The following is a 24,458-nucleotide window of genomic DNA, read 5'->3' on the forward strand; positions in this document are numbered from 1 at the left end:
ATGTCGCAATCCACACCGAGCCAGAAGGCCCTCACTCATTTCAAGATCACCACGCCGTGAGCCCTGTCACCAACCTCCGTGGTCAGTACACCTAGGCGGCACCCGGCGCGTCCAGGGCGAGTGGGTGAAGTACATCTGCGCACAGACAGGACCCTCCACCGGCATCTGGATCAACGCCCTCAACGGGGGCATCGGCACGTTCACCACCTTCGAGGTACCGGAGGTCGGCACCATCACCTGCACCGCGCCCGAGACCGCCGGCACGCTGCGCCGGGCCGCCCAGCAGCGTCTGGGCTGCTGACACCGCCACGCCCCCACCACGGACCGAACAGAACAGAGGAGACAATGTGACTAGGACTCGCCGCTCCACCCGCAGCCACCCCGGGCGCCCACTGCGCGCGCTGGGCGCCGTCGTCCTCACCGCCCTCGCCGCGGTGCTGCCGGCCGCCGTACCCGCGTCGGCCTCGCCGGACCCGACCGCGGACGGATGGATCTGCGACCCCGGCCACTACCGCATCAACACGTCCGACGGCATGGTCTTCGACATCTCGCAGGGGCCGGACAACCCGGGGGCGGTGGTCCAGTACGACTACTGGGGCGGCGCCAACCAGCAGTGGCGGGTCTGCCACTGGCCGGGCAGCACGGACACCGCCCACTACATCTTCAAGTCCAGGCTGAACGGCCGGTGCCTCACCCTGTTCGGCGGCTACTGGGGAGAGGGGAACTGGTTCGGCGAGGGCGACTGCAACGGCTGGATCACCAGGAGCCAGACGTTCTGGCTCTCCCGTGACCCGGCCACCGGCACGTTCGCCATGCAGGTCCAGCACGACGGCTTCTGGGTGGCGGTGGAGGAGAACCAGTTCACCACCCGCCGGGCCCACTTGGTCCAGTCCAGCACCCGGGCCGGCGCCTTCTCGCTCCAGGCAGTCTGAAGACCCTGCTCACGCCGCCGGCCGACACCAGTTGCGGCCGTCGGCGGCCGGGTGCTCCACGAGGCTCGACCGGCTCGCCGCTCCGGCCCGTGATCTGCCGGCCGGGGCGCGCGATCGGATCGAGGCCGCTGCCGCCCCATGGATCGCGGGCGGGGCCCATCCGGTGCTTTGGTATCGGGCGCGGACCTCGCGGTCATCCCGATCGACGGGTGATGGCACGCAAGAGAACATGGACGGCAGCCGGATCCCTGCCGGTCAGCACAGCCACCTCGGCCGGCGGAAGGTCGAGCACCACGTGGAGCATCAGGACGTCCTGCTCAGGTGCGGTGAGGTGAGCAAGGGGACCGAGGAAGCTGGGGTCGGTGGCGGCGCCGACATGGTGGCGTACCGCTTGCCAAGCGCAGGCAGTGGGACTGGGGGTGCTCAGGACGTCGGGCCATCGTCGGGCCAGGTCCTCGAAGGCGTCGTGGACGGCCTGCCAGGCGATGGCGGAGGGGAGCAGCAGGGCTGCGTATCGCAGGTAGTGGTGGAGGTGTTGGTCGCGTAAGGCGATGAGGTCGAGTGTCGGGCGGTGGTGCCTTCGGGGCTTGGTGCGGTGGTGGGGTGTGAGTGTCATGGGCAGCCGCGGTTCTGCGGGTGGGCGGTGGCCATGGCGCGGGGGATCCCGATGACGATGCGAGGCTCGGGTCGTCGGCCGCGTAGGCGCAGGCGGTCGAGAAGGCGCGGGACGCGGATGGGCAGGCCGACCGAGGTGTAGCCGGCCGGGGGAAGTGGTCGGCACGGGCCGATCCCCCGTAGGTCTGCGGGTGCGTGGCTGCGCAGAAAAGCGATGTCCTCGGGGGTGAAGTCGGAGCCGTGGGCCGGGCCTTCAGTGGGGAGCGGGCGGATCCGGACCTCGATGAAGCGCTGCGCGGTGGGGCGTCGGGCAGCCGCCGATCGGCCGGGGCTGCCCGACTGGTTGCTCCGGCCGGCTGCCCGGTCCCAGGCGGCACCCCACTTCTCCACCACGACCTCGGAGGCCCCCATGGCCCGGGCGAAGGCGGTGACGTGGTCTCGCAGAGGAACGGCCTGCAGGCGCAGGATCGCGCCGAGGCTGCTGGAGGGCAGGTGGTTGGATCCGTCGGGCCGGTGGCCCGCGAGTTTCTCGATCCTGGCCAGCGACGGCTGCCCGCTCCTGGCTCTGAGTTCGATCATCGCCCAGCGCAGTTGCCCGAAGCTGTCGATAAGCTGTGGGCGGGTGGCCAGGTGGGCGGAGAGCTTGACCGCCAGGACACCGACGACGCCCTCGGTGCCCTCGCTGGCCAGGCCGTGCTGCAGCCGGATGCGCTTCTGTTCGGCGCAGCGCGCCGCTCTCCAGAGGCGTCGTGCTTCGCGCAGGTCGCTTCCGCAGATCTGGGTGTATGCCTCGACGGCGTTGAGCGAGGGCACGGTGGTGCCGCTGGCTGCACGAGAGAGTGCCGACGGGGAGTAGGTGGTCTGCTCGGCCATCGCCGTGTACGCGGGGTTGCCGGAGCGCCGGCGCTGCTCGCGCAGCCAGGTCGCCAGCGCTCCGAGTTCCCGTGTGTTGGCGGCGACGGCGTTCTCACGCCGTCCCACGCGGGTCAGCCGGCGTCGACGGCGGCGGCGGGTGTGCGCAGGCCCTTGACGGTGCGGCAGGCCAGGTAGGTGGTCGCGCCGACGAACTCCAGCGCCGCGAACATCGGCAGACCGCCCAGCACGAGGACGGTGGCGACGAGCACGATGACGACGACGAGTGCCGTCTCCGTTCCCGTCAGGAGGCGGCCCGGCCGGTCCGGAACGGATGCGGGCACAGCAGTGATGGAACGCATGTCACTTCCCATGAATCAGCATCAGTCGCGCCCGCGAGCGGACGCGACTGACGCATCGGCTACACCTGACGGCCCGACAGGGGCTTGCCGTCCCCTGAGCGTCGAACCGGTGTGATCCTCTCACCGGTGACGCGGCGATCACAATCCGTATCGCGAGCAGGCGTGCGATTGATTCATGAACAACCACGAAACTGTGCCGCATGGAAATCGAACAACAAGGGAGCACCATCCGCCGCAGCCGCATTCCGCCAGCTCAGAGCTGTCACTGCGTTAGCCTCTGGCCGGCGGAGGGGCTAAACCCCGGTGATTGATTTATTTCCGGCCGAGACTGCGTTGCCGATGCGGCTCCACGATGACACGCTGTCTCCAGCGCCGGATCCGGCCATACTCGGAGCTTCCCTGGCGTAGCGGCTACACCGCGCGAGGGATCGGGCGTCGCGTCTTGCCGCGCGACCCCAGAGAGGGTGGGCACCCCTGGTGCACCACCCTCTCGCCGTCCCTGCCACTTGTTCCCCGGCGCCGACCGGTCGGCGATGCCGACGGTACTCGCGACCCGGATGTCCACCGGTGATCACCCGGACGGTGAGATCCCCACGTGGCGCGCCTGGCGCTCCGCCCCTTCGCGCACCGCGCGAGGCGCTACGCGCGGCGGATCGCGCCGGAGGAGAAGTACTGGACCAACGTCCCGGCCAGGTGGACCGCCGCCACCACCTCGGACCGCGTCTCCTTGCGGGTCGGCCCCAGGCTCCCGTGACGACTGGTCCGCCCGTCCCACAGCACCCTCACCATTCCGCGCACCATCTCGACGCCGTGCTGCGCGCCGGCGCCCTCGATCTCGAAGACGAGCTTGGGTGCGATCTGCTGCAGCTCTCCGTGCATGGTGCCGAGCGTCGCCTTGGTATTGCGGGGCCGGAGTGTGGCATGGGCCGCCGACTCGACGGCCTTGATCGCCTCGCTGCAGTCCTTCACCGGGTCCGGGGCGAACGCCTGCGCCGCCGTGACCGCCCCTCGCGCAGGTGCGCGGAGGCCGACCCGTGCCCGGACTGGTCCGCGCTCCGGCGAGGCTGCGCAGACAGGCAGGAGACGCCGAGGGCGCGGAACAGCCGTGTCGGCGGACCGCAGACGCTCACAACACAAACGCCCCGATCGGATTGGCCGAGCTCCGTGGGATGGCCGGCGACGCGGAAGGCACGGAGTCACTCCTGCGACGAGCTGCCGACGCCGGAGAAACAGACACTCCAAGAGAGCTGGCGGTGCGACGCTCGAGGGTCGGGGACAGCGAAGGTTCACGAGAGCTGCGGCTGCCTCTACTGTGCCCCCGACCGCCCACTACGCCTGTGCACCTACCTCACCGACTGGACCATCCTGAAGACCCGCTGGTCCCTCACCGCCCGCCGAGAGCCGGTACCGGCACACCCGGAGCGTGATCGTTTCTGCGGTGAACCTCGCCACCCGATCGGACGAACCCCCACCCCACGTACTGTCACCTCCCTGTGCAACGCGGCTATAACCAGGCCGTGATCAAGAACCTGCTGCCCCGGACCCTGCCCGCCATCGCCCTCGCCCTCCTCCCCGCACTGGCGACCGCGGTACCCGCCGACGCCGTCCAAGCCCCCGTCGCCAGCACCGCCCCCGTCGCCTTCCACACCCGGGCGCAGGCCCCGCTCCTGCTGCCCGAAGCGGTCGAGCGCCTGCCCGTCGCCGACGAGCAGCGCGAGGGCTACAAGCGCGAGCTGTACAAGCACTGGAACAAGGGCCTCAACCCCACCGACGGATGCAACACCAGGGCCGAGGTGATCCTCTCCGAGGCCGTCGTCGCACCCACCGTCGAACCGGGCTGCAAGCTCACCGGCGGCGAGTGGTACTCCTACTACGACGGCGTCGTCGTCGCCTCGGCCTCCGGCCTGGACGTCGACCACATCGTCCCGCTCGCCGAAGTCCACGACTCCGGTGGCTACGCCTGGACCCCCGAGCGCCGCGAGGCCTACGCCAACGACCAGAACAGCCCCCTCACCCTGGTCGCCGTCACCGCCAAGTCCAACCGCGCCAAGGGCGACAAGGATCCCGCCGACTGGCTCCCCCCGCTCAACGGCCCCGTCCACTGCCGCTACGCCTCCGAGTGGGTATCGACCAAGCTGCGCTGGAACCTCGCCGCCGACGAACGCGAGCACGACGCCCTCGCCCGCATCGCCCAGAACTGCACCACCACCGAAGTCCCCTACGAGAGCGCGCCGTAGTCACGCCCGAGCCGGCCGGACCCTCCACTCCCTGTGGAGGGTCCGGCCGGCCAGAGGCGGGGCGGGCCGACCGGTGATCCCCGGGCCGCCACGGCGGTTCGGGCCGTCGCCGAGCGGGGCCTGTGCGACCTCGCACCCGACGGCGGCCTCGATACACTCGCCACCGGCGGGGAAAGGCCCGAGTGGGCCGCGCAGATCACGCCGCTCGGCCGGACCGTGCTGACCTGGTCCCTCCAGGACAATCCCGGGCCGGGAAGTTGAGAGGGTGTCCGGTGGCCATCTCGGGGCGCAGCAGGTCGACGGCCTCGCTTGCGCCGCCGTACCCGTCCCGGCCTCGTCCGGGCGCACCGACCGCCACCGGCCCGACCGCGGCGGAGACCGCCAGGCCAACCGCGCGCTGCACACAATCGTGCCGGTCCGCATGCGTCACGACCCTCGAACACGCGACTGCGTGGCACGACGCACCCTCGATGGACTCAGGACGAAGGACATCTTCTTCAGATGCCTCGAGTGCTTCGTCGCGAGAGAGGTCCACCGCTACCTCGCCAGCGCCTTCAGCGACGCGACCGGGCCGTCTCCTGCAGCCTGACGATCTACAGAAGCTTCGGAGTCAAGGCGAGGCCGTCAGTCCTGCCGCCAGTTCCGGTACTCGTGCGGGGGAAGGTTCCAGGAACCGTCGCTGAAGGGATTGGGCAGCGCCCCGTCCAGAGCGCCGACGAGAAACTCGCCGAAACCCATCCCGTACCGGCGCCACGGGTCGGTTCCGTACGACACCTGGCGCCTGAAGACGACGACGTCCCAGCTCTCGGGATCGAGCGAGTCGCAGATCCAGAACGCCACGTCACCGTTGACGTTCGTCGCGAAGGGAAGAAGCCTGCCCTCCTCGGACAGCTCCACAGCGCCGGCTCCGCCGTCCGGCTGCGGTTCCTCCCGCGGATCGAACCCGAGTCCGTCCAGCAGTTCGCTCTCGGGGCAGCCTTCCGCCGCCGGGATGCGGACCGCGAGGTACTCGTTCAGCTCACCGCCGCCGAACACCGCGACGAAGTCCCGGTAGTCCGCCGGAACCCGCAGGCCCGTGCTCCGCGCAAGTTCCTCCCAGTCGACGACATCACCTCGAGCCTCCGAAATCCCGAGGATGCCGGACAAGCGACCGATCATCTGGTGCATGAATTCTCGTCTTTCCTCGTCACCCATCGCCGAACAACCCGGCGTCCTCGCCCGATCGACTGTCCATCGACAGGCCGAGATTCTTCCAGCCGCTTCCGGCCGTGTAGATCAGATTCGAAACGGTGTCCGAACTGGCACCAACCAGACGCCCGTTCCGATCCCATGCCACATAGGCCATCTCGATCTCATAGGGGGCGAGCCTCCCCCCAGCATAGTGCGGGGTCACCTGATAGAGAACGACCCTCTTGTTCTCGATCTGCGCCTTCACCCGATCCTCAAAACTCAGCATGCTGGTTATCCGCCCCAGGTGATCAGTGTCGGCCCCACGCTTCCCGACATAGGAATTTGCGTCACTTCCGCAAGGGAATAGGTTCGCCAGATTAGTACCGGAACCACCCAGTTGCTTTCCGAGGATGTGGCACGCATTCACAGCGGATGCCTTCCCGCCCCAGTAGGACACCTGGTTGCGCGCCCAGTCGTAGCCGGCCGGCTTGATCCCCTGCTTCACCTGGGTGTCGCTACCCGGGTTCTTACGGAGGTAGTCCTGGTCGAGACACGCCGTCACGCCTGTCGCGCGTCCCCCATTGCCGATGTCTATCGCCCGGACCCGGTTGTTCGGAAGGGCAGGTCGCTCACCCGGGAAGCCGCGACCCCGCCGACACCGCCCGGGACCGGCCCCGGGCTTCGGACCGGACACCGGGGGCATTCCCCGGAACGTACGCACGTGCGACCTACGATGTGGCGGTGTCCGACACTGATTTCCCCGCTGACCTGCTCGAACTCCAGCGCCGCTGGTACGCCGCCGAGGCCGCCTTGGCCGCCGACCCCACCGACCAGACGCGCACCGCGTTCATCACGGTCGGCGCCGAACTGCACGCCCACCCGTACTGGGCCCGGACCGAGAACCGCCACAAGGCGCAGATGAAGCTGAAGCAGGCCGCCCGCGACACCGGCCCCGCGGCCTGACCCGTCACCGGCCCCTGCGGCGCCCACCAGGTGAGCGGCGGGCGTGGTCGGCCGGGACCGCGGGAACGGGGGGAGCCCGGGGTCCCGGCCTGGGGAAGACACCGGTCGCATCCCCGACGACCGGTGCTCAGCAGCCCGCTATAGGGGGGCAGTGGAGCTGCTGTGACGGGAATGCTAACCCCGCCCGCCCCTGGCGAACAGACCTGTGACCTGCAGTATTTCGGCCGCGAACATGCCATCCGGCAGAGCTGCCGGCCCCGGGGCGCCCCGCACCGCGCACCCCGGCCCACCGCAGGCACGTTGACCGGTCATGAACGATCACACGCTGCCCCCCCCGCTCCGCCGCCGGCCCGCCCCTGGTGGCACCCCGGCGCGCCGACGGGCCGACCGCGCCCGTGCCCGCGAGGAGGACCGGTATCTCCGGTCTGGCCTCCTGGGCGTAGCGGGCGACGGTGGCGGGGGTCAGGCTCGGAGGGTGGTCGGTACGCTGTCGTTGGCCTTTCGGCGGGGCCTGTTGGTGGCGGTGTTGGCGATGGCCAGGACGATGACGGCCGTCTCGCAGAGGAGGGCGGCCAGTCCGAGGTGGCTTTGCCATTCGGCGAGGGCTCCGGTGACGTCCGGAAGGAGCAGGGCGTCGGCGAGTAGGTAGCCCGTGAGCGCGGTCGCGCCGGTGGCGGCTGCGGCGGTCCAGCCCAAGGGCGCGTCACGTCGGGCTCGGACGAGGGCGACGAGCAGGCACAGGGCCGTGAGGGCCGCGATGACGGTGGTGGCGGCGGGGTCCCGCTCCCTTTGGGAGAGTGCGAGTGGCAGGTGGAGCACGCCGGTTGCCACCAGGGAGGCGGTGGCCAGCCACCGCACGAACGAATGCTCTCGGCGCGCTCTCGCGGGTGAGAGGATCCGCGGCGGCGTCTGCGGTCCGGCCTCGAACGGTGGCTCTGTACCGCTTTCGGTGTCGGGGTGGGCCCCGATGCGGTCGGTGTCTTGATCCTCACCGTGGGGCTGCCGGGGGCAGTGGTGGCGGGTTGGAGCAGCATGGCGAGGTGGGCGACGTCGCGCACGGGGCGCAGCGATGCCGCCGTGTGGAGGGCCGCTCGGATTCCGGTGTCGGGTTCGGTGGCCAGGAGGGCGCTCAGTCGGGCGACGTCGTCTGTGGGTTTGTTCAGGACGGCGGTGCGCAGGATCTGGTCGGCGCCGGTCCGGTCGCGGGGGCGCAGGAGCGCTAGGAGGCGGACCAGGTCCTCGACCGGTCGGGCGGCGACCGCCTGGTGAAGAGCCGGGGTCAGAGCTGATGTGCGGTTGCCGTTCAGGTGGCACAGGAGGTCGGCGACGTCCTCGACGGGTCGGTCCGCCGCCGCGCTCATCATCGCTGTCGTCAGGTCCCTGCCAGGATCCGTGTCGGGGTGCGGGGTGGCCGTCGGGTCGGGGTCAGGGGTGTCGGTGTCGGGGCTCGGCGCCCTGGTGGGCGGTAGCGGGAGGAGGGGGCGAGTCATCGGGGTCTCCTGAATCTCGGATGGCCTTATGGCATGGCGGATCGTGTCGGGGACGGGCGGCGACCGAGCATCCTTATGTATGCGAACGAGTGCTTCTGGCAAAAGCCAGTGCCCCTTCGCGCGGCCTGCCACCCGGAGACGGTCAACCGGGCGTCCCGGCGCGCCACCCGGGCGCTTCCGCGGCCGCTCGGGTATGCCGGACAACGAACGTCCACCCGCCCTGTCCACGGTCTGACCGGACCGTGGGGCCAGCGCGTCGTCCCGCCCGATTCGACCTGGCCAGGGCTTTGTCCTCTCGGCTTGTCCGCGACCGTAATCACCCCAGGACCGCGGCGACGCGCAAAATCCTCGGTGACGCCGCCGGCCTCCGGAGCCTCGGCGCAGGCAACGGGCAGTTCACCGGAAGCGGCCGCGCCGCCGCCGCTCCTTGACCTGCGGTATCAAGATTTCCGTCACGGTGTCCGGCAACACCCATGCCGCCCTCGGCCCCCTGGCCGGGCCGGCGGTCGGTTACACCTGTTGCAGGTAGGCCTTCATGACGGTGTGGGCAGCCTGTTCGGGGTGTCGTGCAGGATCGGTTCCTGGGTGGCGGGGTCGCCGAGGAAGTAGCCCTCGTACACCGCGACCCACCGGGCCGGGCCGACGCCGCCGCGCTCGACCCAGCCCACCGTATGGCCCTCCGCCCTCACCAGCCACACGTCCGGCTGCATGGCCCAGCCCAAGCAGCTGCCAGTAGTCGCCGAAGACGGCCGGGTCGAGCGGCCGGTGGGCGTCGTTGTCGGGCAGGCCGCGCAGGACCGGGTCGCGAGGCACCGTCACCAGGCCGGGCTCGGCCGCACGCGGGCCGATCCACCCGGAGGTCCGCGGCGCCGGACGGACGCTGTCGGGGGTTCGCGTGGCGGTGGCCGGCGGTGTCAGACGGGCGCTGCGCAGCGCGTCGAGGGCCTCGCTCCGGTCGCGATGGGTGAGGGGCCGGCCGAGGCCTGCGAGCAGCAGCTCGGCGCGGCCGTCGGCCAGGTGTGGCACCGCGATCCAACCACCCGAGCCCCACAGGCCGTCGGCGAGCGGCGCGGCCCAGCCGACAGGGGTGCCGTGGTGGTGCAGCTGGTGAACGGCGGCGGCCTGCGGCGTGGACCAGGACGACGTCGTCCAGCCCGGTCCGAAGGAAAGGGCGAGGTCGTCGGTGCGGTCCGGGGTGCCGAAGCGGCGCGCGGGGTCGGAGGTGGCACGCAGCACCGCGTCCAGTGCAGGTCGCTGTCGTCCGGGTGGGCGAGCGTGGGTGCGGGGCCGGGCGGGCCGGTGCGGGCACCGGCCCGTTGGTAGCGGATGGGGTCTCGTTGCTGCCACGGAACGCGGGCCCGTCGGGCTCCGGCCGGGCGGGCGGAGTTTCGTCGCCGCCACGGAAGTCGTCGCTCCGGGGCTCCGGGAGGGTCGGCGCTCCCTCGCCGACGGGCCGGGGTTTCGTTGCACCGACCACCGGTCCGGCCTCCATGGCGGCGCGGCCGGTCAGCTGCGTGGCGGCGGCGAGCAGCAGCCGCAGCGCGGCCGCCGTCCGGTCGGCGTCGTCGCCCTGGTCGAGGGCGTCGGCCGGCGCCACGGTGGCGGCGGTGACCGCGTCGGCGCCCTCCAGCAGCCGCGCCCGGCGCCCGGGCAACGCCTCGGCCGGGGCTGTGGGGTCGGTGGCCTGCGGCGTTTCCGGTGTGGCCTTGGCGCGGCGGCGGTGCGCGGCCGAGCGGCACGTCGGGCCGCAGAACCGGGGCGGGCGCCCGGTGCCGGCCGGTTGCAGCGCGCGGCCGCACCCCTCGCAGTCCCCCGGGGGCCGCAGCGGCAGGTCGACAAGGGCTGGCTGATCCACGATCATTACCGCTGACCCTACGGGTTTCGTTGCATCGCACCCGGCTCCGGGTCCCCGCTCACGGGAACAACCGGGCCCGCGCGCCGGACCGTGCAGCACGCCGGCGGGTTTCGTCACCGCCACGAAACCCCCGCCCGGGCAGGGCCCCCGAAGTGCAGCGGCGTTTCGTGGCAGCAACGGAACCCGGGCGCTGCGCCCGCAGATGCAGCGCTGAAGAATGCAGCACTGACCGGTCGGTCCGCCGACGTGCGGTGCCGTGTCCGTTGCGTCGTGGCCTGTCCCGGTGTGCGTGGCCGCGCGCGGTTCCGGCGGCGGAGTTCGGCTGCGATCAGCGGCGGGTAGGGCTGTGCGTGTCGAACGACCGGGAGGGAACGCAGTGAGCGGGAACGAGCGGCTCAAGTCGCTGATCATCAGCGCGGCGCAGGAGCTGTGGGACGACAGGGCGGCGCTGGGGACGTTCCTCGACGTGGTGCGGCGCGGCGACGGGTGGACGCAGCTGGCCGACGAGCTGGAGAAGAACCGGCCGGCGAACGCCACGGTCTACGGCGTGAAGAGCGCCGAGTTCCAGGCGTAGCCGTCCGGCCCGGTGGCCCGCCGCTCCCTTCCCGGGAGTGGCGGGCCGCTGCTGTGACCTGTGGGGTCAGCTGCGGTCGTCCGGCGCCGCGGAGGCTTCAGGCCGCCGGGGCCGTGCTCGGTGCGTGGGTGAGGTCGTAGGCGCTCTCCGCGTGCAGGTGGACGTCGACACCTTCCTGCTCCACCTCTGGGCGGACCCGCAGGCCCATCGTCTTGTCGAGCGCCTTGGCGATCAGCCAGGTCACACAGAAGGAGTACGCCAGTACGGACAGGGCCCCCATCGCCTGCTTGCCGAGGAGTGAGAGGCCGCCGCCGTAGAGCAGGCCGTCGACGGCGTTGGGGGCGTCCGCCGTGGCCAGGAAGCCGACCAGCACGGTGCCGGTGATGCCTCCGACGAGGTGGATACCCACGACATCGAGGGAGTCGTCGTAGCCGAACCTGTACTTCAGGCCGACAGCAAGGGCGCACACCGCGCCGCCGATGGCGCCGAGCGCGAGGGCGCCGAGCGGGGAGACCGCACCGCAGGACGGCGTGATCGCGACGAGGCCGGCGATCGCACCGGACGCGGCGCCGAGGCTGGTGGGGTGGCCGTAGCGGAGCTTCTCGACGAGGAGCCAGCCGAGCATCGCGGAGCAGGTGGCGGTGAAGGTGTTCAGCACGGCGACGGAGGCGGTGTTGCCGGAGGTCAGCGCGGAGCCGCCGTTGAAACCGAACCAGCCGAACCACAGCAGGCCCGCGCCGAGCAGCACCAGGGGGAGGTTGTGCGGCCGCGCCTGGCCTCCCGTCTTCTGCCAGCCGATGCGTCTGCCGAGGACGAGGATCACGGCCAGGGCCGCGGCGCCCGAGTTGACGTGGACGGCCGTACCGCCGGCGAAGTCGACCGCGCCGAGCCTGTTGACGATCCAGCCGCCCACGACGTCCTTCCCGTCGAAGGCGAAGACCCAGTGGGCGACGGGCAGGTAGACCAGCGTCACCCAGATGCCGGTGAAGGCCATCCAGGCACCGAACTTGATGCGGTCGGCGATCGCGCCGCATATCAGGGCGGCGGTGAGGGCCGCGAAGAGGGCCTGGAAGGCGACGAAGACGGAAAGCGGGATGACGGCGTCCGGGTCGTCCGCCGTCACCCCGCTCAGGCCGACGTACTCGGTGACGTCACCGAGGATCCCGGCGCCGCCGATCGAATCACCGAAGGAGGCCGAGAAGCCGTAGAGCACCCAGATGCAGCCCACCAGGGCCACTGACCCGAAGGTCATCATGATCATGTTGAGGATGCTCTTCGCGGCGACCATGCCCCCGTAGAAGAGCGCGAGGCCCGGCACCATCAGACAGACGAGTGCCGTGCTCGCGAGCATCCAAGCGGTACTTCCGGTGTCCATGCGCACGCTCCCAGAGAAGTCCAGCAGAAGGAAACTATGTTTCACGGCAGTAGACACGCGGTGCGTTACGAATCCCTCCGCGGCCGATTAAGGCCGGGTTTCAGTGCTGGGGACTGTCCCCGAAGGCCGTCACCGCCAGGAAGCGGATGGGGAGTTCGGCCAGCCGCTCCGGACCGTGCGGGGCCTCGCCGTCGAACTGGAGGGCATCACCGGAGCGCAGGGTGTAGCTGGACTTCCCGTGGCCGTAGACCATGACACCTTCGAGCATGTAGATGATCTCGGTTCCGGCGTGCTGAAAGAGCGGGAAGACCTCGCTGGACTCGGTGAGGGTGACCAGCAGGGCGTCCATGCGCTTGTGAGCGCCCCGCAGGGAGCCGAGCTGGGCGTACTCGTGGCCGATGCGGGTGCCGCGCCGGACAATGCGGGCGCCGTGCCCGGCGGGGACGAAGACGGCCTCGCGTTCGTCGTCCATGCCGCGGAAGAGGGCGGTGACCGGGACGTCGAGACCGCGCGCGAGCCGGGAGAGCGTGGTGAGGCTGCACGCGGTCTGAGCGTTCTCGATCTTCGACAGCATGGCCTTGGAGATGCCGACCCGCCGCGCCATCTCACCGACCGACAGACCGGATGCCTGCCGGTACCCGCGGGCCCGGATCGCGATGATGCGCTCCAGGGCCGTGTCGTCGGAGTCCGCTGCGGGTTCGGTGTGCTCGGCGCGCTCTGTCACCGACGCATCCTATTCTGTTCGAACCCCTATGCCGTGCGGTCCAGGCGGAAGCGGGGGTGGGGCCGTGCGCGGCCGGTGGCGAGGTCGGCGGCCATCGCGCCGATGACCGGGGCGAACTTCGCGCCGTGGCCGGAGCACGCGGAAACGATGACGAAGGGGCCGTGGCGGTCGAGGACGAACTCGTCGTCAACGGTGGTGGTGTAGAGGCAGGTCGTCCCGGCGACCGGGTCGGGGTCGAGGCCCGGGAGCCGGTCATGGACGAATGCGCTCACACGGATCCGCGACGACGGGTCGACGATGCCGGTACGGGTGGTTGCCGTGGTGGGAGTGCCGCGGTCGTGTTCGGCGACCTTGACGGCAGGGAGGGCGCCGCCGTCGGCGCCGGAGGGCAGGCCGAAGACCTGCATAGACGCGTCCTTGCAAACCAGGACCGGCCAGGCCACGGACGGCTCCCGTTGCCGGAAGTGGAAGACCTGCTGCTGGGTCACCTTGAGCGGCGGCAGCGTGACGGGCAGTTCGAGGCCGGGCAGCCACGCACCGGCGGCCACGACCACAGTGTCGCAGGTGAGCTCACGTCCGTCGTCCGTACGCAGCACCACCGCGCCCGGTACGTCGATGCCCGTGACGCGTACGCCGGGCCAGATGTCCGCACCGTGCTCGGTCGCCCTGCGCACACACGCCGCGACGGTCCCGTCGGCGTCGATGACACCCGCGTCCGGGTGGTACAGCGCCGGGCCCGTGAAGCGGATGTAGGGCCAGCGTTCCGCGGCGGCCGGCGCACCGAGTACCTCGCAGCGCACTCCGGCCGCGCCCAGCACGGCGGCCAGGCTCTCCAGGTCACGTCGCTCCCCGAAGTCGAGGCCACCGGTGGTGCGCAGCAGTGGAGTTGCGCTGTCGCGCTCCAGTTCGCACCACTTCTCGGCCGCCTTGCCGGTCAGGCCGACGTAGAAGGGGTCGGCGTAGGCGCGTCGGAAGATCCGGGAGCTGCCGTGTGAACTGCCGTGCCGGTGGCCGATGTCGTACGCCTCGATCAGGGTGACCTCGTGGCCGCGGCGGGCCAGTTGCCAGGCGGTGGCGGCACCCATCAGGCCTGCGCCGACGACGGCGATCACAGGCCCTCCCCGGGGATCCACCGGGTGCCGACGAGCGGGACGCGGGCCATGGCGGCGGACTCGATGGTGAGGGCGACCAGGTCCTCGGGTTCGAGGTGGAGGAGGTGTGCCTTGCCGCAGGCGCGGGCGAGGGTCTGGGCCTCCATCGTCATCACGCGGAGGTAGTTCGCGAGTCGCCGACCGGCCTCCACGGGGTCGAGGCGGGCGGAGAGTTCCTCGTCCTGGGTGGAGATGCCGGCGGGGTCGCGGCCGTCCTGGTAGTCGTCGTAGTAGCCTGCGGCGGAGCCGAGCCGACGGTACTCGGCGTCGTACTTCGGGTGGTTGTCGCCCAGGGCGATCAGGGCGGCCGTGCCGATGGCGACGGCGTCCGCGCCCAGGGCGAGCGCCTTCGCCAGGTCGGCGCCGCTGCGGATGCCGCCGGAGACGATCAGCTGGACCTCACGGTGGGCACCCAACTCCTGCAGTGCCCGTACGGCTTGGGGCAGGGCGGCCAGGGTGGGGATGCCGACGTGTTCGATGAAGACGTCCTGAGTGGCGGCCGTGCCGCCCTGCATGCCGTCCACGACGACGACATCGGCACCGGCCTGGACCGCGAGCCTGACGTCGTAGTACGTCCGGGCCGCGCCCACCTTCACGTAGACCGGCTTCTCCCAGTCGGTGATCTCGCGCAGTTCGAGGATCTTGATGGCGAGGTCGTCGGGGCCGGTCCAGTCGGGGTGGCGGCAAGCGCTGCGCTGGTCGATGCCGACGGGCAGCGTCCGCATGCCGGCGACCCGTTCGGTGACCTTCTGACCGAGCAGCATGCCCCCGCCGCCGGGCTTGGCGCCTTGGCCGAGGACGACTTCGATGGCGTCGGCGGCGCGCAGGTCGTCGGGGTTCATACCGTACCGGGACGGCAGGTACTGGTAGACGAGGTGCTGGGAATGGCCGCGTTCCTCCGGGGTCATGCCGCCGTCACCGGTGGTCGTCGAGGTGCCCACCTCGCTGGCCCCACGGCCGAGCGCCTCCTTGGCCTGGGCGGACAACGCCCCGAAGCTCATGCCGGCGATGGTGACGGGTGTCTTCAGCCGCAGCGGGTGCGAGGCGTGCCGGGTGCCGAGGGCGACGTCCGTGCCACAGCTCTCGCGGTAGCCCTCCAGCGGATAGCGGGACATGGACGCGCCGAGCAGCAGTAGGTCGTCGAAGTGCGGAACTCTGCGCTTGGCGCCTCCGCCGCGGATGGCGTAGACGCCGGTCTCGGCGGCACGCTGGATGGCGTGGATGGTGGCGCGATCGAAGGTCGCGGACTCGCGAAGGCCGTGTGATGCGGGTTCCATGTTTCCTCGAACTCCCTCAGTAGGATGACGTGTTGTCGACCTTGAAGTGATACAGCTCGCGGGCCGATCCGTACCGGCGGAAGTCGGCCGGATCCTCGCCCCGCCCGGCCGCGCTGAGCAACTCGGCCAGCTCGGCGTGGTGTTCGGGCCGCATCTCCTTCTCCACACAGTCCGCGCCCAGTGACCTGACCGTCCCGCGGACGTAGATGCGCGCCTCGTAGAGGGAGTCTCCCAGGGCGTCTCCCGCGTCGCCGCAGACCACCAACCGCCCGGCCTGGCCCATGAACGCGCTCATGTGGCCGACGTTTCCGCCCACCACGATGTCCACACCCTTCATGGAGATCCCGCACCGGGCGGAGGCGTCCTCGTCGATCACCAGGAGGCCGCCGTGGGCGGTCGCGCCGGCGGACTGGGAGGCGTTGCCACGCACACGCACCGTGCCGGACATCATGTTCTCGGCGACGCCGGTCCCGGCGTTCCCGTGGACGGTGACGGTGGCCCGCTGGTTCATTCCCGCGCAGTAGTAACCGACGTGGCCTTCGACGTCCACGACGAGTTCCTCCCGGATTCCGCAGGCCACGGCGTGGGCGCCGCGCGGATTGAGGATGCGCCAGGCCGTGGCCGAGGGCGTGTGCAGAGCCCGGTTGAGCTCGCGCACCGGGGTCTCGGCCAGATCGATCAGCGTTGCCATACGTACACCTCTTCCGGCTCGGGTTCGAAGATGCGGGCGTTCTCGATGCCCGGCAGGACGTCCAGGGCCCGGTACTCGGAGGCCATCGCGACCCACCCGTCGGTCTCGGCGACGAGGGCCGGCTTGCAGGCGATGGCGTCGCGGACGACGGCGAAGGAGTCGCTCGTGGACACCAGCAGGGTGTAGAAGCCGTCGAACCGCTCGCACAGCAGCCGCAGCGCCCTCTCCAGATCGGCGCCTTCCGAGAGCTGGTGCGCGATGAAGCGGGCACCGACCTCGGAGTCGTTCTCGCTGTCGAACTCCATTCCTCGGGAACGCAGTTCACGGCGAATGGTGGCGTGGTTGGCGAAGGAGCCGTTGTGCACCAGGCACTGGCCGGGGCTGACCGAGAACGGGTGGGCCCCCTCGGGCGTCACGGCGGACTCGGTGGCCATCCGGGTGTGGCCGACGCCCTGCCGGCCGGTGACCGACGCGAGCCCGAAGGACTCGGCCAGTTCCACGGGGTTCCCGGTGCCTTTGAGTACGGCCATTCCGATGCCGGAGCCGATGACGGTCGCCCGCGGCAGCGCGTCCGCGACGGCCGCGAGCAGCCCGGCGACGGAGAGGTCCGCGTGAACGACGGTGGTGGCGTCGGCCGCGAGGGCCACGGCGCCCGGCAGTGCGGCCCGCGCGTCGGCCGGCGTGACGCCGAGCAGCGAGACGGCGGCCCGTCCCGGCGGGGACAGGCGCGGGTCACCGTAGACCGCGACACCGGCCGAGTCCCGCCCGCGTTCGACGACCTGCCCCAGCATCGCGGTCAGGAGCTCACCGAGCCGAGGTTCGAGCGAGGGCTCACGCAGATGGAGCCCCACGATTCCGCACATCTCAAATCCCTTCAGAGAACGGCGAAGCGGACGACGTTCGGGGACCGGTCAGAAGGCCGTCAGATAGCGGTCGAGCTCCCAGGGGCCGACCGTGGCGTGCCAGTCGAAGAACTCCTCGCGCTTGAGATCGGCGAAGTACCGGCTCACGCCGCTCCCGGCCACGTCCAGGGCGCCGCTGACCACGTCATCGGCCTGGAGCGCCTCCACGGCGTGCAGCAGGGTCGGCGGGAGCTCGGGCCCCTTCCCGCCCGCGCCCGGCTCGCCCGGCTCGCCGGGGTCGAGGCCTCGGTCGATGCCGTCGAGGCCGGCGGCCAGGGCGACCGCGGCGGCAAGGTAGGGATTGGCAGCGCCGTCCCCGCCGCGCAGCTCGATGCGATTGCCGTCGGGGACCCGCACGAAGCGGGTGCGGTCGTTACCGCCGTACCCCGCGATGCGCGGTGACCAGCTGGCACCCGAGCGGGTGGCCACCGCGCCGGTGCGCTTGTAGGAGTTGACCGTCGGCGCGATGACGGCCTGCAGGGCCCGCGCGTGCTCGACGATCCCGGCGACGAAGGAGTAGGCGAGCGGAGAGAGGCCGAGGCCACGCCCGTCGGTGGCGTCGGGGAACGCGGGGTCGTCACCCCGCCAGAGCGACAGGTGCAGGTGCATGCCGGTGCCGGTACGGTCGGCGAACGGCTTCGGCATGAACGTGGCGGTCATGCCGCGCTGTTCGGCCAGGACCGACACCAGGTACCGCATGGTGATGACCCGGTCGGCGGTGGTGAGGGCGTCGGCATGCCGGAAGTTCTGCTCGAACTGGCCGTTGCCGTCCTCGTGGTCGTTGGCGTAGTTGCCCCAGCCGAGGGCGTTCATGGCCGAGGACACGGCGGTGAGATGGTCGTACATCCGGGTCAGTCCGTGTGCGTCATAGCAGGGCCGGGCGGCCGTGTCCCTGGCATCGGCGACGCTCAGCACGCCGTGCGCGTCCCGGCTCACCAGGAAGTACTCGACCTCCGCCCCCACCGAGAGGGACAGCCCCCGCCCCGCGGCCCGCTCCACCACCCTGCGCAGGATGACCCGCGGAGCGTACGGCCAGGGCTCCCCCTCCACATGCGGATCGCAGTGGACCAGGGCCAGACCGGGCTTGACGAACGGAACGGGCGTGTAGGAGGAGGCATCCGGCCGTGCGACGACATCGGGATCGCCGGGCTGCTGGCCGAGCGCACCGGCCGCGTATCCGGCGAAACCGACGCCCGCGTCCCGGAGTTCCTCCACGGCCTGGGACGGGACGAGCTTGGCGCACGGCTTTCCGGTCAGGTCCACGAAGACGGCAAGGACGAATTCGATGCCGTCGGCGCGAACCAACTCGGCGAGATCGGGGATGGCGGTCGCCATGAATCCCTCCCAGGATGTCTACTGCAGTGATCCATCGTTGCCTATCAGTAGACGCACGTGGCGTTACCGGGGGATTTCCACCGTGGAAGCTCCTGGTAAGCCCAAGGGGCTCTGACCGCCACCACGCTGCTGCGGCACTGGGCGAACTACGGCGGTCTGATCGACGGGTTCGAGGAGAAGTACGGGATCAAGGTCACCGTCGACAATCCCAACGGTGACAGTCAGAACGAGATCGACGACATGAAGCGCTACCGCGGTCAGGAGCGGGCACCCGACGTGCTCGACCTCGGGGACTCCTTCGCCGTAGCAGCCGCCGAGGAGGGACTGCTGGCTCCCTACCGGGTCGCCGCCTACGGGCAGATCGCGGAGAACCAGAAGGACCCCCAGGCCCGCTGGTACAACAGCTACGGCGGCTATGTGTCCATCGGCTGCGACGCGGCCCGCGTAAGGACCTGCCCGGTCTCCTTCGCCGAGCTGCTGAAACCGGAGTACAACGGCATGGTCGCGCTGAACGGCGGCAACCCCAACACCGCCGGATCGGCCTTCGCCGGCGTCTACGCCGCGGCCCTCGCCAACAACGGCTCGTTCGACGACATCCAGCCGGGCATCGACTACTTCGGCCGGCTCGCCGCCGTGGGCAACTACAACACCGGCAACCCCGTACCGGAGTCGATCGTCAAAGGCGACACGCCGATCTCCATCGACTGGGACTACCTCAACCTCCAGCACGTCGACGCCCTGCGCGGCCAAGGGGTGGACTGGAGGGTCGCCATCCCCTTCGACGGCAGCTTCTCCCAGTACTACGCCCAGGCGATCAACAAGGACGCCCCCCACCCGGCGGCGGCCCGGCTGTGGGAGGAGTACCTCGCCAGCCCCGAGGGTCAGAACCTGCGACTCGTGGGCTACGCCCGCCCGGCCCAGATGGACGCCATGGCCAAGAACGGCACCCTCGACACGAACCTCGCCGCCACGCTGCCCACCGTGGAGGGCACACCCCGCTTCCCCAACCCGGCACAGCTGGAACAGGCCCGCAAAGTCGTCAAGGAGAACTGGGACAAGACCGTCCCGCCGAAGCCCGCCCCGTCCTCCTGACGGCGCAGCCGTCCCTGCCGGGTACGGGCAGACCGGAGCGCACAGCGGTCGTTGGGCCTTCCAACTGCCCCCTCGGCGCGGAGGGCGGGGCGGCGTCCGCCCGTCGCCGGACCGTAGAAGGCCTCGTTGCGTTCCTCTCCTCGGATCCGCGACGCCTGTTGGAGGCGGCGCGGATCCGGCTGGTGGTGCCGTCGAGCGTCCCTGGCCTGGCGGTGACTCCGAGTGGTTGCGGCCCCGGCTGAAGCAGGAGGCGTCGCACCGCCGGGACGTGCGGTTCCCGCCCCGCTCCGGCGTTGCGGGCGCTGCGTCGCCGGTCGCCGCCGGCGGGAGCGGTGAGGCGGTGGAACGCCTGCCGGAGGGGCGCCCGGCCGGATTCGGGGTCGGCGGCGCCGTCCGGCGCCTCACGGCCCACCGGGGATGCCGAGAAACTGGTCCGCAAGGCCGCTGCCCGGCTCGACGCCGACCTGCCGGTGCCCCGCTCGACGGAGGTGGTGCAGGTCGCCTGCTGGCTCCCTTCCGACTGCGGCCGGACGACGAACCGGCAGCAGCTCTGTTCGCCGCCGCACGGAACCTTGGGCTGGACGTGGGGGCCAAGGTGGCAGGGCCCTCGAACATCGGCAACCTCCTGATGAGGGAGGGAATCCGGAGCACCGCCGGGTTCGGTGTGCCGTACGAGAGACTGCACGGAATCGACGAGCGGGCGAGCCTCGCGGAACTGCCCACCGTCTACGCCGTCTACCTCCAGGCCGTACGCGCCCTCCTCGGGGCCGCCTGACCTGGGGAAGTCCCAGCCCGGTACCAGATCCGTCCCATCCGAAATCCCAGAAAATCCCCAATTCGCTCACTTCTGCTTCGAGTTAGGGCGCGCTCTCATGGAGAGTCGGCAGAACTGCGGTCCCTGGTGGGGGTGGTCGGTGTGGACGGCGACACGGGCGTGTTCATCACGGTGGACGGGCCGAGCGGGGTGGGCAAGTCCACCCTGGCCCGGTTCCTGGAGAAATTCATCGCCGAACGAGGGCGAACGGTGGCGTGCACCACCGAGCCCTCCGGCGGGCAGATCGGCGCGCTGGCCCGGTTCGGCACCCACGACTTCCACGGGCGGGTCCTGTCGTGCCTGATCGCAGCCGACCGGTACCACCACGTGGAGACCATGATCGCCCCGGCCCTCGGGCGCGGCGAAGTGGTGGTCTGCGACCGCTACCTGCCGTCCTCCCTGGTGCTCGACCAACTCGACGGGGTTCCGGCCGACTTCGTCTGGAGCACCCACCGGGATCTGCCGTGGCCGACCCTGGCGGTCTTCCTGACCGGCGCCTGGCAGCTGTGCGCCGAACGGGCTGCCAAGCGCGGCAACCACAGCCGCTTTCATCATGCCGACGATCCGGTGAAGCGACGGGAAGTGGAGCTCTTCGAGCGCGTGGCCGACGAACTGGCCGCCAAGGGCTACCCCGTCTGCCGCTACGACATCGGCAGCCAGGACGCCGAGGCGGTGCAGCAGGCCATCGCCCGGCTGGTGTCCGCCCGGCTCAGCCTGTGAACAGAGAACTCCGGGACCGAAGAAGGAGCAGACACATGCGAGTCGCGTTGCTGTACCCCGAGGTCTACGACATGGCGCGCTTCCGCGAGGAACGCAAGGAGTTCCCCCCGTTCGGGGTGCTGTATCTGGCCGCGGTCTGCGAGCAGGCCGGGCACGAGGTGGTGATCGAGAAGGTCACACCCCACCGGACCGCGCTGGATCTGAGCGGCTTCGACGCCGTCGGGTTCAGCCTGGCGTCCTCGGCCACCTACGGCGTCATGCTCCAGGCCCGCCGGCAGTCCGCGATCCGCGACGACGCCCTGGTGATGGTCGGAGGCGTCCACTGCAACTTCTACCCCGAGTCCAGCCTGCGCGACTTCGGCGCCCACGTCGCCGCCGACGGGGAGTCGGAGGAGACGATCCTGGCCATCCTGGCGCAGCACCGCCGCCGCGACCTAGCGGCAGTGCCGGGCATCCTCTACCCGGACGGCGACCAGATCCGGCGCACCGCCAAACGGCCGCTGATCCGCAACATAGACGACCTCCCGCTCCCGGCCCGCCACCTCCTGCCGCGGCAGGACATCGTGATCACCGACCGTCTCGCCGGCACCAACCTGCGGATAGCGCACACGATGCTCTCCAGGGGCTGCCCGTTCCCGTGCTCGTTCTGCGCCGCCGGGCAGACCCGCATCCAGTACCGCAGCGGCGCGAGCGCCCTGGCCGAGCTGGAGCACCTGGTTGAGGCGTACGGCATCGAGGGCTTCGCCATCGTGGACGACAACTTCATCGTGGCGAGGCAGAAGGTCGGAGACATCTGCGACCACATCGCCCACCTGCGCCTGCGCTGGTCGGCCCTGTCCCGGGTCGACACCGTGGACAAGGAGCTGATCGCCAGGATGGCCCGCTCCGGCTGCATCGAGATCAAGTACGGCATGGAGTCGGGCAGCGAACGTCTGCTGAAGGCGATGCGCAAGAACACCAAGCGGGAGCAGATCAAGCGGGCCATCCACCTGACCAACGACGCGGGGATCGCCGCGAAGGTCTTCGTCATCCACGGCTTCCCCGGGGAGAACACCGAGACGACCGAGGAGACCGTCAGCCTCCTCGAAGAGCTCGGCGCCGCCGTCGCCAGGGTCTCCCTGTTCCGCTTCGTGCCCCTGCCTGGCACCGAGGTCTACGAGCAGGCCGACCTCCATGGGGTCCGCGGCACCCACCTCCAGCCCGACTGGGACGGCAACTGGTCGAAATTCCACATCCACCATAATGACGAAAGGTGGTGGGGAAACGACCAGCAATGGGCGGAAGTCGAAACCTCACACGCCAGGCTTCGGGAATTCGTGGAAGCCGGGTGGAATTCGCAGGGGTGAATTTGCGGCGGCGTGCTCGTGCTAGGATCCGCCCATGCCCACGGCTTTCAGTTCTGAATTAACAATTCACTCGCTGGACGACGCGGCGTCGCGGGGTCTGTGGAACTGGACCCTGCGGCGCCAGGGTCTCGCGGACGACACCCGATTCGATTCGGTGGAGATGATCGCGCGGGCCAGCCTCGGCCTGCACGCCGCACGCCTCCCCTCGCCGTTCGCCACCGTCGCCGCCCGCAGCGCTGGCGCGGACGTGGCGACCAGCCTGTTCACCCAACCCACGCGCGAGCGCGTCATGACGGTGCGCTGCATGCGCAAGACCCTCCACACGCTCCCCCTGGAACTCGCCTCCGCCGCCCACGCAGCCACCCGCCACTACCGCGAGCGCGACGCCCTACGGGCCGTCGTCAACGGCCAAGAGCACCTTGCGGACGTCGAAGCGGCCGGCGAAGAACTCGCGGTCCTCCTCGACGCGCACGGCCCCCTCCATCACCGCGAGATCGAAGGCCGCCTCGCCCGGCGCGCCATCAGCACCCCGCAGGCACGCCTTGCCCTCAAGCTGTCCTGGGAGCGAGGAGGCATCGCGTACCTGAACGCCTCCGACGCCTGGAACCGGGAGCTGCGGACCTTCGCCCTGACCAAGCAGGCGTACCCCGAAGCCGATCTCGGCCTCGACCGGCAGCAGGCGACGGCCCTCCTGATCGAAACGTACTTCGACCGCTACGGCCCGGCCTCCCTCGCCGACGCCGTCTGGTGGTCGGCACTGTCCCGGGCCGCCATCACCGCCGCGCTCGCCGCCGGCACCCGCGAGGTCGTCGCGGTGACCACCAGCTGGAGCGACCAGCCGCAGTACATGTTCGCCGACCGCCTCGACGAGTTCCTGGCCGCCGAGCCGGACAGCCACCGCAGCGGGGTGAACTTCCTCGCCCACGAAGACGTCGCACTCAAGGCGTACTTCGAGACCCGCCCCCGCTACCTCACGGACCTCCCTGCTCGGCGTGCCTTCAACCAGATCGGCGAGGTCCTGCCCACGGTCCTCCACGACGGCCAGGTCATCGGGACCTGGGCCTGGGACGAAGCCGGGCGCCGAGTCACCACGAACCTGGCCAGAGGGCGGACCACCCCGCAGATCCGAACCGCCACGAAGGCTCACGCCGACCGCCTCACGCGAGTCCTGCGGCAGGGCTGGACCTCCAGCAGGCCCGGCCGCACACCCACGATTCCGGGCCAGCTGGATCTGCCGGCGAGCCCCGGCCAGGCATGACGACCGGTCAGGGAACCCGCGCAGGCGATCATGAATTGACTGCTAACCTGCTGCCCCGACGCTCTGAGGACCCGACCGTACAGCGAGGCTCTGCGTGCTTCCCCTCGAAAAGAACCAGTCGCTCGAAGAAATTCAGCAATACGTAGCTGACATGGAAGTCGAGAGAGGGTTCAGTGGTCGGCCGGTTATCGAGCAATGCCTCCAGCTCGGCGAAGAAGTCGGCGAGGTCTTCAAAGCCATCCGCAAGAGTGAGGGAATGCGGCTCGACCCGAACTCGAAGGTCGGCGCGGTCGGCGAGGAGCTGGCCGACGTGCTTATTTACGTCTGCGCCATCGCCAACCGCCTGGACATCGACCTCGCCGACGCGCTCCGAAACAAGGAAGCCGTCAACGAGACACGCACCTGGGTTCCAGCCTGAGCGGCTGGTAGGCCAAGTAACTGCCCTCAGAGCCACCTCGGAGGCCATCATGCCGAAGGAGCGCGTCCGCGCCGTCCTCATCACGCCGGCGGGCACTGCCCTTGTGATTCGGGGAACCGCTGTGGCCGTCCTGTCAGGCGACGACCCGCATCAGCCGCTCCTCGTCCAGACCGTTCACAGCGATCACCCGCTCGTACATCCCCCCGTCGTCTAGCCTCCGCGTTTCAGTTGGGCCCTGCTGAGCCGGGTCGATGATGTTGGTAACGCGTAGTGGTCGTGTGCGGGTGTGGGGCATGCCGAAGGCC

The 24,458-nt window shown here is 70.4% G+C and carries 26 protein-coding genes and 1 pseudogene; 12 read left to right on the plus strand and 15 right to left on the minus strand.

Annotation, left to right across the window (positions count from 1 at the left end; translation table 11 throughout):
• Positions 1-124: 124 nt before the first annotated feature.
• Together ACFWOG_RS25310 and ACFWOG_RS25315 are read left to right on the plus strand one after the other, a co-directional pair.
• A complete protein-coding gene (locus ACFWOG_RS25310; protein ID WP_380361083.1) occupies positions 125-301 on the plus strand; it encodes a hypothetical protein in 177 nt (58 codons plus the stop codon).
• A gap of 46 nt (positions 302-347) precedes the next feature.
• The gene (locus ACFWOG_RS25315; RefSeq protein ID WP_380361084.1) at positions 348-932 is read left to right on the plus strand and encodes an RICIN domain-containing protein; all 585 of its coding nucleotides are present in this window, start codon (positions 348-350) and stop codon (positions 930-932) included.
• Positions 933-1,125: 193 nt separating this feature from the next.
• Here the strand turns inward: ACFWOG_RS25315 and ACFWOG_RS25320 are convergent, their stop codons facing one another.
• From ACFWOG_RS25320 to ACFWOG_RS25335, 4 genes are all read right to left on the minus strand, one after another.
• Positions 1,126-1,548 carry a hypothetical protein gene (locus tag ACFWOG_RS25320; RefSeq protein ID WP_380361085.1) on the minus strand — a complete coding sequence of 141 codons (423 nt, stop codon included), beginning with the start codon at positions 1,546-1,548 and terminating at the stop codon, positions 1,126-1,128.
• On the minus strand, positions 1,545-2,528 hold the full coding sequence (locus ACFWOG_RS25325; RefSeq protein WP_380361086.1) for a helix-turn-helix domain-containing protein: 984 nt from the start codon (positions 2,526-2,528) through the stop codon (positions 1,545-1,547). The genes ACFWOG_RS25320 and ACFWOG_RS25325 overlap by 4 nt, the downstream gene beginning before the upstream one ends.
• 5 nt (positions 2,529-2,533) lie before the next feature.
• Positions 2,534-2,743, minus strand: coding sequence for a hypothetical protein (locus ACFWOG_RS25330; protein ID WP_380361087.1), 210 nt, complete (start codon positions 2,741-2,743; stop codon positions 2,534-2,536).
• Between the two features lie 657 nt (positions 2,744-3,400).
• The gene (locus ACFWOG_RS25335; RefSeq protein WP_380361088.1) at positions 3,401-3,640 is read right to left on the minus strand and encodes a hypothetical protein; all 240 of its coding nucleotides are present in this window, start codon (positions 3,638-3,640) and stop codon (positions 3,401-3,403) included.
• Between the two features lie 638 nt (positions 3,641-4,278).
• Between ACFWOG_RS25335 and ACFWOG_RS25340 the strand changes: the two genes are divergently transcribed.
• On the plus strand, positions 4,279-4,998 hold the full coding sequence (locus ACFWOG_RS25340; protein ID WP_380361089.1) for an HNH endonuclease family protein: 720 nt from the start codon (positions 4,279-4,281) through the stop codon (positions 4,996-4,998).
• Between the two features lie 265 nt (positions 4,999-5,263).
• The gene (locus ACFWOG_RS25345; protein ID WP_380361090.1) at positions 5,264-5,587 is read left to right on the plus strand and encodes a transposase; all 324 of its coding nucleotides are present in this window, start codon (positions 5,264-5,266) and stop codon (positions 5,585-5,587) included.
• Between the two features lie 35 nt (positions 5,588-5,622).
• On the opposite strand, the gene ACFWOG_RS25350 is transcribed toward ACFWOG_RS25345, so the two are convergent.
• Positions 5,623-6,165, minus strand: a complete 543-nt coding sequence (locus ACFWOG_RS25350) for an SMI1/KNR4 family protein (protein ID WP_380361091.1) — start codon at positions 6,163-6,165, stop codon at positions 5,623-5,625.
• 19 nt (positions 6,166-6,184) lie between these two features.
• Entirely contained in the window at positions 6,185-6,673 is a 489-nt protein-coding gene (locus tag ACFWOG_RS25355) for a DNA/RNA non-specific endonuclease (protein ID WP_380361092.1), read from the minus strand.
• A 236-nt stretch (positions 6,674-6,909) separates the two neighbouring features.
• Between ACFWOG_RS25355 and ACFWOG_RS25360 the strand changes: the two genes are divergently transcribed.
• Complete coding sequence (locus ACFWOG_RS25360) at positions 6,910-7,131, plus strand: hypothetical protein (RefSeq protein WP_380361093.1); 222 nt, start codon at positions 6,910-6,912, stop codon at positions 7,129-7,131.
• Positions 7,132-7,593: 462 nt separating this feature from the next.
• Here ACFWOG_RS25360 and ACFWOG_RS25365 read toward each other — a convergent pair whose 3' ends face one another.
• Positions 7,594-7,989 (minus strand): hypothetical protein, encoded by a 396-nt coding sequence (locus ACFWOG_RS25365; protein WP_380361094.1) that lies wholly within the window; start codon positions 7,987-7,989, stop codon positions 7,594-7,596.
• A 1,142-nt stretch (positions 7,990-9,131) separates the two neighbouring features.
• Positions 9,132-9,857, minus strand: coding sequence for a hypothetical protein (locus ACFWOG_RS25370; RefSeq protein WP_380361095.1), 726 nt, complete (start codon positions 9,855-9,857; stop codon positions 9,132-9,134).
• A gap of 995 nt (positions 9,858-10,852) precedes the next feature.
• On the opposite strand from ACFWOG_RS25370, the gene ACFWOG_RS25375 reads away from it, so the two are divergent.
• Positions 10,853-11,050, plus strand: coding sequence for a hypothetical protein (locus ACFWOG_RS25375; RefSeq protein WP_380361096.1), 198 nt, complete (start codon positions 10,853-10,855; stop codon positions 11,048-11,050).
• Positions 11,051-11,147: 97 nt separating this feature from the next.
• On the opposite strand, the gene ACFWOG_RS25380 is transcribed toward ACFWOG_RS25375, so the two are convergent.
• The 7 genes from ACFWOG_RS25380 to glnT form a co-directional block, all read right to left on the minus strand.
• A complete protein-coding gene (locus ACFWOG_RS25380; RefSeq protein WP_380361097.1) occupies positions 11,148-12,425 on the minus strand; it encodes an ammonium transporter in 1,278 nt (425 codons plus the stop codon).
• A gap of 100 nt (positions 12,426-12,525) precedes the next feature.
• Positions 12,526-13,149 (minus strand): helix-turn-helix domain-containing protein, encoded by a 624-nt coding sequence (locus ACFWOG_RS25385; protein ID WP_380361098.1) that lies wholly within the window; start codon positions 13,147-13,149, stop codon positions 12,526-12,528.
• Between the two features lie 26 nt (positions 13,150-13,175).
• A complete protein-coding gene (locus ACFWOG_RS25390) occupies positions 13,176-14,261 on the minus strand; it encodes an FAD-dependent oxidoreductase (RefSeq protein ID WP_380361099.1) in 1,086 nt (361 codons plus the stop codon).
• On the minus strand, positions 14,258-15,577 hold the full coding sequence (locus ACFWOG_RS25395) for an FMN-binding glutamate synthase family protein (protein ID WP_329875486.1): 1,320 nt from the start codon (positions 15,575-15,577) through the stop codon (positions 14,258-14,260). Before ACFWOG_RS25395 ends, ACFWOG_RS25390 begins: the two co-directional genes overlap by 4 nt.
• Positions 15,578-15,593: 16 nt before the next feature.
• The gene (locus ACFWOG_RS25400; RefSeq protein ID WP_380361100.1) at positions 15,594-16,268 is read right to left on the minus strand and encodes a glutamate synthase; all 675 of its coding nucleotides are present in this window, start codon (positions 16,266-16,268) and stop codon (positions 15,594-15,596) included.
• Positions 16,256-17,131, minus strand: a complete 876-nt coding sequence (locus ACFWOG_RS25405) for a glutamine amidotransferase (RefSeq protein ID WP_380361101.1) — start codon at positions 17,129-17,131, stop codon at positions 16,256-16,258. The genes ACFWOG_RS25400 and ACFWOG_RS25405 overlap by 13 nt, the downstream gene beginning before the upstream one ends.
• 48 nt (positions 17,132-17,179) lie before the next feature.
• Complete coding sequence (gene glnT / locus ACFWOG_RS25410; RefSeq protein ID WP_380361102.1) at positions 17,180-18,505, minus strand: type III glutamate--ammonia ligase; 1,326 nt, start codon at positions 18,503-18,505, stop codon at positions 17,180-17,182.
• Between the two features lie 102 nt (positions 18,506-18,607).
• Here glnT and ACFWOG_RS25415 point away from each other — a divergent pair.
• The 6 genes and pseudogenes from ACFWOG_RS25415 to ACFWOG_RS25440 all read left to right on the plus strand — a co-directional run.
• Positions 18,608-19,597 (plus strand): annotated as a pseudogene (locus ACFWOG_RS25415) (ABC transporter substrate-binding protein); the annotation flags it as partial.
• Positions 19,598-20,225: 628 nt separating this feature from the next.
• Positions 20,226-20,372, plus strand: a complete 147-nt coding sequence (locus tag ACFWOG_RS25420) for a hypothetical protein (protein ID WP_380361103.1) — start codon at positions 20,226-20,228, stop codon at positions 20,370-20,372.
• Positions 20,373-20,513: 141 nt separating this feature from the next.
• The gene (tmk, locus tag ACFWOG_RS25425; protein ID WP_380361104.1) at positions 20,514-21,131 is read left to right on the plus strand and encodes a dTMP kinase; all 618 of its coding nucleotides are present in this window, start codon (positions 20,514-20,516) and stop codon (positions 21,129-21,131) included.
• 35 nt (positions 21,132-21,166) lie between these two features.
• Positions 21,167-22,477: a B12-binding domain-containing radical SAM protein gene (locus tag ACFWOG_RS25430; RefSeq protein WP_380361105.1), complete on the plus strand. Its 1,311-nt coding sequence runs from the start codon at positions 21,167-21,169 to the stop codon at positions 22,475-22,477.
• Positions 22,478-22,511: 34 nt separating this feature from the next.
• Positions 22,512-23,735, plus strand: coding sequence for a DNA glycosylase AlkZ-like family protein (locus ACFWOG_RS25435; RefSeq protein WP_380361106.1), 1,224 nt, complete (start codon positions 22,512-22,514; stop codon positions 23,733-23,735).
• 94 nt (positions 23,736-23,829) lie between these two features.
• On the plus strand, positions 23,830-24,153 hold the full coding sequence (locus tag ACFWOG_RS25440) for a MazG nucleotide pyrophosphohydrolase domain-containing protein (protein WP_380361107.1): 324 nt from the start codon (positions 23,830-23,832) through the stop codon (positions 24,151-24,153).
• Positions 24,154-24,458: the final 305 nt, after the last annotated feature.

Source organism: Kitasatospora sp. NPDC058406, from assembly GCF_042722765.1.
Taxonomy (GTDB): domain Bacteria; phylum Actinomycetota; class Actinomycetes; order Streptomycetales; family Streptomycetaceae; genus Kitasatospora.